At 72.6% G+C, this 12637-nt stretch carries 2 protein-coding genes; both read left to right on the top strand.

All coding sequences use genetic code 11. The annotated features are described in order from the left end of the window. Positions 1-19: 19 nt before the first annotated feature. The gene (locus tag ACH4VX_RS30995) at positions 20-10939 is read left to right on the top strand and encodes an amino acid adenylation domain-containing protein (protein ID WP_398372029.1); all 10920 of its coding nucleotides are present in this window, start codon (positions 20-22) and stop codon (positions 10937-10939) included. Continuing rightward, on the top strand, positions 10926-12626 hold the full coding sequence (locus ACH4VX_RS30990; RefSeq protein ID WP_398372027.1) for an ABC transporter ATP-binding protein: 1701 nt from the start codon (positions 10926-10928) through the stop codon (positions 12624-12626). Before ACH4VX_RS30995 ends, ACH4VX_RS30990 begins: the two co-directional genes overlap by 14 nt. The last annotated feature ends 11 nt before the right edge of the window (positions 12627-12637 follow it).

The raw sequence follows: 12637 nt of genomic DNA, 5'->3' as shown, positions 1-12637 counted from the left end.
AAGGGGCGTTGAGTCGTCGATGGAACCGAACGCTCGTGACGTACTGCTTTCTCCCGCACGCCTGGCCGACGTACGCCGGCGCGTCGGCGACTACTCCGACAGGACCATCGCCCAAGCGTGTGCCGTCGGGCTGTCGTACTGGGCGACGGGCCTGAGCCCCGACGGTGTCGACCTGACCCCCGGCACCCTGTTCGCCGACGTCCTCGGCTGGGTCGACAGCGGTGGGACCGCACCCACCGGGTGGCGGGTCGGCGCGGACTGCCTGAGCGTCACCGCCCCCGAGGGCGTCCTGCCGGCCGGCGCCCAGCTCGCGCTGGACGACCTCGCCGACTTCCCGGACCGTCCCCTCGGCACCATCGGCCCGTCCGGCGTGGCGGCGAGGCTGGTGACGCTGGCCGAGTGGAACGACACCGAGGCCGACCGGGCCCGCCCGACCATCGTGGAGATGTTCCACGAGCAGGCGCGCACCAGGCCGGACGCCGTCGCCGTCGTCGACGAGCACCGGTCGCTGACGTACCGTCAGGCGGCCGAGCTGTCGAGCCAGCTGGCCCACCACCTCGTCGAACGCGGACTCACCGCCGAGCAGGTCGTCGGCATCTCACTGGGCCGCTCCGCCGACATGGTGATCGGGCTGCTCGCCGTGCTCCAGGCCGGATGCGCGTTCGTGCCCCTCGACCCGCAGTGGCCCGCCGCCCGTCGGGCCGTCGTCATCGAGGACGCCCGGGTCGTCCTGCAGCTCAACGACTCGGGCGAGCACGACCCGGCCGAACCGGAGGCCGTGGCCGTCGACCTCGCCGACTGGCGCCACGGTTCCCACCCCACCGGCGGAACCGGCGTTTCCCTCCCCGGTGACGCCCTGGCATACGTGATCTTCACGTCCGGTTCGACCGGGCGGCCCAAGGGGGCGATGATCCGTCACGAGGCGATCAGCGAGCGCCTGTTGTGGCAGGTCGACGAGATCCTGCGCTTCGGCCACGACGACGCGTCCCTGTTCAAGGCTCCGCTGTCCTTCGACATCTCCATCAACGAGATATTCCTGCCGCTGGTGTCCGGTGGCCGGCTGGTCGTCCTGCGGCCCGGCGGTGAACGCGACCCGCACCATCTGCTGAGCGTGATCGCCGAACAGCGCGTCACCTTCACCTACCTGGTGTCGTCCATGCTGGACGTGCTGCTGGAGATCGCCGGCGACTCCGGCCGGCTGGACAGCCTGCGGCACGTGTGGTGCGGCGGCGAGGTGCTGACCCCCGAACTGTACGAGCGGTTCCGCACCGGACTCGACATCCCCATGTACCACGGCTACGGCCCCGCCGAAACGACCATCGGCGTCTCGCACGTCATCTACCGTGGCGCGGCGGAACGCCTGTCCACGTCGATCGGCAAGGCCAATCCCAACACCCGGCTGTACGTCCTGGACGACGAACTGCGCCCGGTCCCGTTCGGGGCCGGCGGAGAACTGTACGTGGGCGGCTTCCTCCTGGGGCGCGGCTACGTCAACGCGCCCGGTCTGACCGCCTCCCGGTTCGTGGCGAACCCCTTCGCCGACGACGGGTCCCGGCTGTACCGGACCGGTGACCTCGCACGGTACAACCCGGACGGATCACTGGACTTCCTCGGCCGTGCCGACAACCAGGTCAAGATCCGCGGCATGCGGCTGGAGATCGAGGACGTCGAGGCCGGACTCGCCGAGCACCCCGGGGTACGGCACACCTGCGTCGTCCCGAAGAAGAACACCGCGGGCGGCACCTACCTCGTCGGGTACGTCATCCCGGCCGCCGGAAGCGAGGACCTGCGGGCCGACGAGGTCAAGGCGTGGGCCGGCCAGAACATGGTCGAGTACATGGTGCCCGCCCACATCGTCGTCCTGACGGAGTTCCCGCTCACCGCGAACGGCAAGCTCGACCGGAACGCCCTGCCGGAACCCGCGATCCCGGCGGGCACGCTCGTCCCGTCCGCCACCGACAACGAGCGCGCGGTGTGCGCGGCGGTCGCGGAGGTGCTGCGGCTCGAAGAGGTCGGCGTCGACCAGGACTTCTTCCAGCTCGGCGGGGACAGCATCCTGGCGATCTCGCTGCTGAGCGCGCTGCGCGCCGCCGGTCTCCACGTCACGGCCCGGCAGATCTTCACCCACACCACCGTGGGGGCGCTGGCGGCGGTGGCGAGCCGTGAGGACGTCTCCACCGTGGACCACCGCGATGTCCCGACCGGCTCCGTCGTCGGATCCCCCATCGTGCAGTGGCTCGGCGAGACCACGGACGCGATCGACGGCTTCGTGCAGTCGGTGGTGCTGAACACCCCGGCGGACCTGACCGCCGACGCCCTCGACGAGATCCTCACCGCGGTGGTCCGGCGGCACGACATGCTGCGTGCCAGGCTGGTGCGCGGCGAACGCTGGAGCTTCGACATCCCCGAAGCCGACCGGGCCGCGGCCGACTGGCAGGAGAGCGACCGCCCGCTCGACGAGTGCGTCGCCCTCGCCACCGACGGGCTGGACCCCGAGGCCGGCGCGATGCTGCGGGCCGTCTGGCGCCGTGAGGCGCGGCAACTCGTCCTCGTCGCCCACCACGTGGTGATCGACGGCGTGTCCTGGCGCGTCCTGATGGAGGACCTGGCCACCGCCTGGCGGCGGCTCACCTCCGGCACACCCGTCGAACTGCCCCCGGTGGGCACGTCGTTCCGGCGCTGGACGCTCCTGCTGGAACGCGCCGCGTTCGACGCCGACAGTTCCTGCCACCGGCGTCCCCTGCCGGGCGAGGACCTGCCGCTGGGCCGGCGCGCCCTGTCCGAGGACGACACCGTCGCGGGCGAGCGCCTGCGGACCGTCACGGTCGGCCCCGAGGTCACGGCGGCGCTCCTGGGTGAGATCCCCGCGAAGTTCCACGCCGGCGTCAACGACGTCCTGCTCACCGCGCTCGCCGTCGCCCTCGCCCGCCGGCGCCGCGACCTCGGCCAGGACCAGACGTTCGCGCACATCGAACTCGAAGGCCACGGCCGCGAGGCACGGTTCGTGGCGGACTCCGCCGGCTTCGAGCCGGAACTGTCCCGGACCGTGGGCTGGTTCACCACGCTCTTCCCGGTGACGGTGGATCCCGGCACGGCGGCCGACCCCACCGCCCCCGAGTACCTGACCGCCGCTCTCAAGGCGGTCAAGGAAGACCTCGCCCGGGTGCCGGACAACGGCGTCTCCTACGGCGCCCTGCGGTACCTGACCCACACCGGGTTCGACGCACCCGCACCGCAGGTGCTCTTCAACTACCTCGGCCGCTTCGCCGCCGGCGCCCCCGGAGACTGGCAACTCGCGGGCACCACCGGCCGGCTGGGGGAGAGGCGCGACCCCCGGATGCGCCTGCCGCGCGCCCTGGAGTTCAACGCGATCGCCGAGCCCGCCGCCACCGGCGGGTACGAGCTGGTCACCACCATCTCGTGGCCCGACGGGATGTTCACGGACAGGGACATCACGACCCTCGGAGACTACTTCCGCACGGCCCTCGCCGGACTCGCCGCGCTCGGGCGAGGCGGCCACTCGCCCAGCGACTTCCCCCTGGTGCCGCTCACGCAGGGCGACGTCGACGCCCTGGACGGCCCGTCGCTGCGGGGCATCCTGCCCCTGACCCCGCTGCAGGAGGGTCTGTACTTCCACTCGGTCTTCGACGACGACTCGGCGGGCGCCTACGTCGAGCAGCAGCTGCTGACGCTGGGAGGCGACGTGGACGCCGACCGGCTCGCGGTGGCGGCCACCCGGCTGCTCACGCTGTTCCCCAACCTGGCCGCCCGCTTCACGGCCCTCGCCGACGGCCGTGTGGTCTCCGTGCTGGAGAACGGCGTCGAAGCGCCCTTCACCACGATCGACCGCCCCGGCATCACCGACGAGGACCTACGGGACCTCGCCGAACGCGACCGCCGCGCCGGCTTCGACCTGGCCACCGGTCCGCTGATGCGCTACACCCTGGTCCGCGGCGGCCCCGGCCGGAACGTCCTGGTGCAGACCGTGCACCACATCATCGCCGACGGCTGGTCCGTCCCGCCGATGCTCCGCGCGCTGCTGGCCGAGTACCACGCGCCGGGGACCGTGTACCCGGTCGGCGGTTTCGCCGACTACGTGCACTGGCTCGCCGGACGCGACGCCGAGGAGAGCGACCGGGTGTGGCGCGAGGAACTCGCCGGCCTGCCCGGCCCGTCGCTGGTCGCCGAGGACCACACCCCGTCCGGCCGGTTCGCCGACACCGCCGTGGAGCCCGAGGACGACACCGACGCCGCCGCCCGCGAAGCCGGCGTGCCGCTGAGCGTGGCCGTGCACAGCGCCTGGGCCCTGACCCTGGGCGGCATCCTGCGGCGCGGGGACGTGGTGTTCGGCTCCACGGTGTCCGGCCGCGACGCCGAGGTGCCCGGCATCGGGGACATGGTGGGCCTGTTCATCAACACCATTCCCGTACGCGTCCGTTGGTCCTCCGACACCACGACGGGTGACCTGCTCTCCTCGGTGCGCGACCACCAGGGCGCGGTCCTGCCGCACCAGCACGTGTCGCTGGCGAGGATCGGCCGCCAGGCCGGCTCCGGGCCCCTGTTCGACACCCTCGTGGTGTTCGACGTGGCCACCGACACGGCCTCCCTGCGGCGGCCCGGTGACACCATGGCCGTCACCGGCATCGTCAACGAGGGCGCGCCGCACTACCCGTTGACGCTCGTCGTCGAGCGCGCACCCGACGGCCGTCCGCGCTTCAACCTCATCTACGACGGTGAACTGTTGCGGGAGACGACCGCCCGGGCGATCCTCCGCACGTTCACCGGTGCTCTGACCCACCTGCTCGCCCGCCCGGACACCCCGGTCGCGATCCTGGAGCCGGAGAGCGGGCGGCGCCCCGCACCCGTCACCCCGACGACCCTGGACGCACTCTTCGACGCCGCCGCGCGCCGCGACCCCGCCGCCACCGCCGTCACCCAGTGCGGCCTCGACGGTGCCACCCGCTCCCTGACCTACGGTGAACTGTCGAGTGCGAAGGACGGGTTGGCCGCCTCCCTGCGCGCGGCCGGGGTCGGCCCGGGCAAGCTGGTCGCCGTCGCCGTCCCGCGCTCCGTCGAGCAGGTCGTCGCGCTGGTCGCGATCGCCGGCGCGGGCGGCGCGTACGTACCGCTCGACCTGGCGTACCCGGACGAACGGCTGGAGTACATCCTCGCCGACGCGGCCCCGCAGGTGGTCCTGGTGGACCGCGAGCAGCGCGACCGCTTCACGGAACTCCTGAGCCGGGCCGGCGTCACGGCCCACGTGCTCGTCCAGGGAGAGGGACCACCACCGGAGGATGCCGCCGAGCCCGCACCCGAGGCCGACTGGCACAACCCCGCGTACGTCATCTACACGTCCGGATCGACCGGCCGGCCCAAGGGCGTCGTCGTCCCGCACGCCGGCGTGGTGACCCTGCTCGCCCACACACAGCCGGACATGGACTTCGGCCCGGACGACGTGTGGGTCCAGTTCCACTCCTTCTCCTTCGACTTCGCGGTCTGGGAGCTGTGGGGCGCGCTGGCGCACGGCGGTGAGCTGCTGGTGCCCGAGTACGGGCTGACCCGCTCCCCGGTCGACTTCCACCGCCTGGTCCGCGAGCGCGGAGTGACCGTGCTCAACCAGACCCCGTCGGCGTTCCACCGGTTCATCGAGGCGGACCGGTCGGCCGGCGAGCCGCTGCCCGCGCTGCGCCTGGTCGTCCTCGGCGGGGAGGCGCTGGACCTCGGCCGGCTGCGTGGCTGGGTCGAGCGGCACGGCACCGCATCGCCCGAACTGGTCAACATGTACGGCATCACCGAGACCACCGTCCATGTCACCCACCGGACGCTGACCGACGAGGACTTCGGTCCCGGTGACGACGCCAGCCCGATCGGCGGCCCGATCCCCGGCCTGGTCGTCCACCTCCTCGACGACCGGCTCCGGCCGGTGCCACCCGGCCGGGTGGGCGCCATCTACGTCGCCGGCGACCAGGTGTCGCTCGGCTATCTGGGCAGGCCAGGCCTCACCGCGGGCCGGTTCGTGGCGAACCCGTTCGCGGGCGACGGCTCCCGCATGTACCACACGGGCGACCTCGCCGTCCGCACCCTCGACGGCGAGCTGGAGTTCACCGGGCGTGCCGACGACCAGGTCCAGCTCAAGGGTTTCCGGATCGAGCCGGGCGAGGTGGAGTCCGCCATCAGGGAGCTCGACGGCGTGGTCGACGTCGCCGTCACGGTGGCGGACACCGGCGACCACCTGGTCGCGCACGTGGTGGGCCGCGTACCCGGCGAACTCACCGCCCTGCTGGCCGGGAAGCTGCCCGTGCACATGGTTCCGGGCCGGGTCCTCACGATCGACGCCCTACCGCTGACGGTCAACGGCAAGCTCGATCGAAAGGCCCTGGCCGAACACGCCCGAAGGGGCACCGAGGACCACGCGACCGGCCACGAAGCACCCGCGGACGAAAGCTCGGCCGTGGCCGCGCTCGTGGACGTCTTCACCCGGACGCTGCCCGGCGCTGACGTGGACGCCGACACCGACTTCTTCCGCGCCGGGGGCGACAGCATCGTCGCCATCACCGTGATCAACCGGGCCAGGGCGCTCGGCCTGCCGATCGCACCACGGGACGTGTTCCTGCTCAGGACACCGCGGGCGCTCGCGGAGCACCTGGAAACACGCACCCCACAGGTCACCGCGGCTCCCGGACCCGCCCGCCGGGAGGACGGCCCGCTGCTCCCCACGCCGGTCATCCTGCGCCGACGTGAACTCGGAGGCACACTGGACCGGTTTGCCCAGGCCAGGACGCTGGTGGCCCCCGAAGACACCGGCTTCGCCGACGCCGGGCGCGCCGCGACCGCCGTCGTGGCCGCGCATCCGGCACTCCGGCTCCGGCTGCGCGTCGACCACGGGACGTGGACCCTGCGTACCGAGCCCGTGCCCGAGGTCACCGTCGTACGGCCGGACACGCCCGACGCGACGACGGCGGCGAACGAGGCCGCCGGACGGCTCGACCCCGAATCCGGGAACGTGGTCGCGTTCTCCTGGCTGGAGGCGAGCCGGACCCTGGTGGTCACCGTGCACCACCTGGCCGTCGACGCGGTTTCCTGGCTGGTCCTGCTGGACGACCTGGCCGCCGCCATGCGCGGGGAGCCCCTCGCGCCGCCGAGCACGTCGTACGCCGAGTACGCCGAGGCGCTGACACTCAGGTCCGCCGACGCGATCGACGACCTCGGACACTGGCTCGACACGCTCCAGGCGCCCCCGCTCCTGCCCGTGCCGGAGGGACTGCGCGAGGCCACGGTCGTCCTCCCGCCCGACGTGACCGACCGCGTGACACGCACCGCGCCGGCCGCGCTCGGCGTCGGCCCCACCGAGTTGCTGTGCGGCGCCCTGCGCACCGCGCTGACCCGCATCCAGCCGTCGCCCACCGATCTCGCGATCGAACTGGAGCGGCACGGCCGGGTCCCGGTCCTCGAACACCACGACTACACCCGCACGGTCGGCTGGTTCACCTCCATCGCGCCTGTACGTCTCACGGCACACACCGACCCCGTGGCGGCGGCCCGCGAGGTGGCCGGGCGCCAGCCGGACGAACGCGCACACGTCGCGTACGGTCAGCTCAGGTACCTCAACCCGCAGACGGCCCCACTGCTCACGGCCCGCCCGCAGGTGCTGTTCAACTACCTCGGCCGGGGCAGCGAGTCCCAGGCGCTGCACCTCACCGGCGGTGAACAGGGCAGCCCGTACGCCGTCGAGGTCAACGCGTGGCTCGACGAGACCACCGAGACCCTGCGCGCGGTCTTCACCCTCGCCGAGGGCATCCCCGACGAGATCACCGGGCACTGGCTGAGCGCACTGGAGCACATCGCGGACGCCTCCGCCACGGCCGAGCGCACGGCGCCGGTCACCCCGCTCCAGCGGGGCCTGTTCTTCCAGGCGCAGATGGCGGGCTCGGCCGGACACTACGTCGCGCAGAACTGGTTCACGTTCGACCGCCGCCTGGACACCGGTGCGCTCGCCGAGGCGATGGCCCACGTCATCGGGCGGCACCCGGTGGTGGGCGCCGGCTTCACCACCGACGACGACGGCAACCCGGTCCAGATGCTCGGGGCGGGCCGGCGGGTCGACGTCCGCACGGTCGTCCTGTCGACGGACGCGGAGGTCGAGGAGCTGCGTGTCCGGGACCGCGACACCGGGTTCGATCCGGGTGAGCCGCCGCTGATCAGGCTGACCGTGGTGCGTCTGCCCGACGACCGCGACGGCCTGCTGCTCAGCCACCACCTGCTGCTGTGGGACGGCTGGTCCCGGGAGATCGTGCTGCGGGACCTCTTCGACGCCTACCGGGCCGCCGTCGCCGGCGAGTCGGCCGATCCGGCTCCGGCGACGCCGGGCTTCGAGGACCACGCCCGGGCCCTCGCCGCCAGGGACACCGCCGCGTCGGAACGCTTCTGGGCGGAGCACCTGGCGGGGCTCCCCGGCCCGACCCTGCTCGCCGGACCGGCGCCGGCCCTCTCGGACGACCTCCCGCAGGCCCTCGTGCACACCCTGTCCGCCGAACGGTCCGACCGGGTGCGGGAAGCGGCCAGGACGCACGGTGTCACGCTGAACTCCGTACTGACCGGCGCGTTCGGCCTGCTGCTGGGCGCGCACACCGGCCGCAGCGACGCGGTGTTCGGGGTGACCGTCTCCGGCCGCGAGGGCGAGGGGCTGTCCGGCATCGTCGGCGTGCTGCTCAACACCGTGCCCATGTGGACCCGGGCACGGCCCGACCACACCGTCCGGGAGTACCTGTCGGCCGTACAGGCGGCCAGGGTCGAGGCGATGGAGCACGAGTACCTGGGACTCGGCGAGATCCAGCGGGCCAGCGGGCACGACACCCTGTTCGACAACCTGTTCGTGCTGCAGAACTTCCTGGACGTGGACGCGTTCGCCGAGATGAACACCAGGCACGGCATCACCTCGGTGAAGGCCGACGACTCCACGCACTACCCGTTCACCTGGGTCGTCACGCCCGGCGACCGGCTCACGGTCAAGCTGGAGCACCGCGACGGCGACACCGGGAAAGCCCGCCGCCTCCTCGACGACTACCTGCGCGTGCTCGACGACCTGGTCCGGGCCACCGGACCGGTGGGCGCGCTGCCGGGCCTCGGCGCGGAGCCGTCGCCCGGGGAGCGCACGGACGTCGGCACGGACACCGTCGTCGACCGGTTCGACCGGGCGGCGGACCGTGCCCCGGAGCGGACCGCGCTCGTCGCCCACGGCTCGACCATGACCTTCGCCGAACTCCGGGGCCGCAGCCGTGCGGTGGCGGGTGTGCTCGCCGGGCGCGGTATCGGTCCCGAGACGACCGTGGGTCTCGCGGTCCCGCGCTCCCTCGACTCGATCGTGGCCCTGTTCGCCGTACTGCGCACCGGCGCCGCGTACGTGCCGCTGGAACTGGATCACCCGGACGAGCGCATCGCGGCGATCGTCGCGGACGCCCGCCCGGAAGTGATCCTCACCGTCGGCTCCGTCTCGCCCCGGCTGACCGGGCTCCCCGGCGACCTGATCGAGCTGGACCGTCCCCTGCCCGAGGCCGAGCCGTATCCGACGTTCGCGCCGGACGACCCGGACCGTCTGCGGCACCCGGCGTACACGATCTACACCTCCGGTTCGACCGGGAAGCCGAAGGGCGTGGTGACCGAGTACGCCGGGCTCACCAACATGCTGGTCAACCATCGGCGCCGCATCTTCGAGCCGGTGCTGGCGGAGCACGGCCACCGGGTCTTCCGGATCGCGCACACCGTGTCGTTCGCCTTCGACATGTCGTGGGAGGAGCTGCTGTGGCTCGCCGACGGGCACGAAGTGCACGTCTGTGACGAGGAGTTGCGCCGCGACGCGCCCCGTCTGGTCGAATACTGTCTGGAGCACGGGATCGACGTCGTCAACGTGACCCCCACCTACGCGCAGCAGCTCGTGGCGGAGGGCCTGCTCGACAACCCGGAGCGGCGGCCGGCGCTGGTGCTGCTGGGCGGCGAGGCCGTCACCCCGACGCTGTGGCAGCGGCTCGCCGGGACCGAGGGGACGGTCGGCTACAACCTGTACGGACCCACCGAGTACACCATCAACACCCTCGGCGTCGGCACCTTCGAGTGCCAGGACCCGGTGGTGGGGGTGGCGATCGACAACACGGACGTGTACGTACTGGATCCGTGGCTGCGGCCGCTGCCGGACGGGGTGCCCGGTGAGCTGTACGTGTCGGGTATCGGCATCGCGCGCGGTTATCTCGGGCAGCCGGCCCAGACCGCGCACCGGTTCGTCGCGTGCCCGTTCGGTGAGCCGGGTGGGCGCATGTACCGCACCGGGGACCTCGTGGTCCGCCGGCCGGACGGCAACCTGATGTACCTGGGCCGCACCGACCAGCAGGTCAAGATACGCGGCCACCGGGTCGAACCCGGCGAGGTCGAGGCCGCGTTCGCGGCGCATCCGGCGGTACGGTTCGCCGCCGCGGTCGCCCGGCCCGACCCGGGGGTCGACGGCGCCCACCGGCTGGCCGCCTATCTCGTGCTGGAGGGAGCGGAGTTGGCGACCGTGGCCGCCGAAGTGGGTGCCGGACTGCCGGACTTCCTGCGCCCGACGCACTACGCCCAGGTCGACGCCATCCCGCTGACGGTGAACGGGAAGGCCGACACCAAGGCGCTGCCGGAGGCCAGGCCGCTGGGCGCGCTGACCACGGCGGGGGAGCGGGGCCCGGAGACCGGGACCGAGACCGTGGTGTGCGAGTTCTTCGCCGAGGCACTGGACCTGGACGACGACGAGGTGAGCGCGGTGAGCGACTTCGTGTCCCTCGGCGGGCACTCCATGCTGGCGGTGCGGCTGATCGGGCTGCTCCGCCGGGAGTACGGTCCTGTCGTCACGATCCGTGATCTGTTCACCCTGCGCACCCCGGAAGCGATTGCCCGCCACATCGATGACCACTCCTGACACACAGCGGCCCCGCCCGGGGTCCGACATCCTGCGGACCGCCCTGCGCCGCAACATCGGCGCGATGGCCGGTGGCACCGTCCTCATGGGCCTGTACCAGGCCGGTGAGACCGCCTTCCCCATCGCGCTCGGCCTGATCGTCGAGCACACGCTGCGGGACCGGAGCCCCGGCCTGCTCGCTCTGTCGATCGCCGCGCTCGCCGTGATCATCACGACCGTGTCGCTGTCGTGGCGGTTCGGGATGCGCATCCTGCAGAAGGCCAACACCACGGAGGCGCACCGCTGGAGGGTGAAGGTCGCGGCCTGCGGACTCCAGCCGGTGGCCAGGGACGTCGACCTCAAGTCCGGCGAGGTGCTGACCATCGCCACCGAGGACGCCGACCAGACCGCCGACATCATCGAGGTGGTGCCGCTGCTGATCAGCTCACTGGTGGCCGTGCTCGTCGCGGCGGTCGCGCTGGGTCTCGCCGACATCCGGCTCGGCCTGCTGGTGATCGTGGGCACCGCCGCGATCCTGACGGTCCTGAGCGTCATGTCCCGGCGGATCGGCGGCAGCACCCGCGAACAGCAGGCCCGGGTGGCGCGGGCGGGGGCGAAGGTCGCCGACCTGATCACCGGCCTGCGCCCGCTGCACGGGTTCGGCGGCAACCACGCGGCGTTCCGGTCCTACCGGAAGGTCAGCACGGAGGCGAGGCTCCAGGCGATCACCGTCGCCAGGGCGAACGGCGTGTACGCGGGCACCGCGCTGGCCCTCAACGCGGTCCTCGCCGCCGCCGTGACCCTGACGGCGGGATGGCTGGCGTTCGACGGCCGGATCGGCATCGGGGAGCTCGTCATGGCCGTGGGACTGGCGCAGTTCATCATCGAACCGCTGAAGCTGTTCTCGGAGATGCCGAAGTACGTGATGGTGGCGCGTGCGTCGGCCGAGCGGATGGCGCTGGTGCTGACCGCGCCGCCGGTGGCCGAGCCGGGGCCGGAGCGGCCGGCCGCGGGCGGCGGCCTCGAGATCGACTGCGTACGGTACGGGTCCCTGAACAAGCTGAAGTTCCAGGTGGCCGCGGGCGAGTTCGTGGCGGTCGCCGCCTACCGGCCGCGCACGGCGGCCGACCTCGCGTCGGTCCTGGCCGTCAACGTGCCGCCCCACGCGTACGAGGGAGTGGTGCGGGTCGGCGGCCGGGAGCTCGCGGAACTGTCGGTCGAGGCGGTCCGTGAGCACATGCTGGTGAACCCGTACGACGGGGAGATCTTCGCCGGCACCCTCCGCACGAACATCGACCCGTCGGGCACCAGCCGGACGGTCCCCGAAGCCGTCGAGGCGTCCATGCTGACCGACGTCGTCGCCCTCCACCGCGAAGGACTCGACTACGCCGTCCGCGACCGCGGCGCGAACCTGTCCGGGGGACAGCGCCAACGGCTGTCCCTGGCCCGCGCCCTGGCCGCGGACACCGACGTCCTCGTCCTGCACGACCCGACGACGGCCGTCGACGCCGTCACCGAGCAGCTCGTCGCGCGGGGCATCGCGGAGCTGCGCCGGGGCCGTACCACCGTCGTGATCACCAGCAGCCCGGCCCTGCTGGACGCCGCCGACCGTGTGCTCGTCCTGGACGACGGGGTCGTCACCGCCGAGGACACCCACCGGAACCTGCTGGCCACCGACGAGAACTACTGTGCGGCGGTGGCACGTTGACGTTCCCCGGA

The sequence above is a fragment of the Streptomyces sp. NPDC020731 genome, from assembly GCF_044334705.1.
GTDB lineage: Bacteria > Actinomycetota > Actinomycetes > Streptomycetales > Streptomycetaceae > Streptomyces.
Note: the sequence above shows the minus strand (reverse complement) of the source record. Positions and strands in the feature narration are given on the sequence as shown.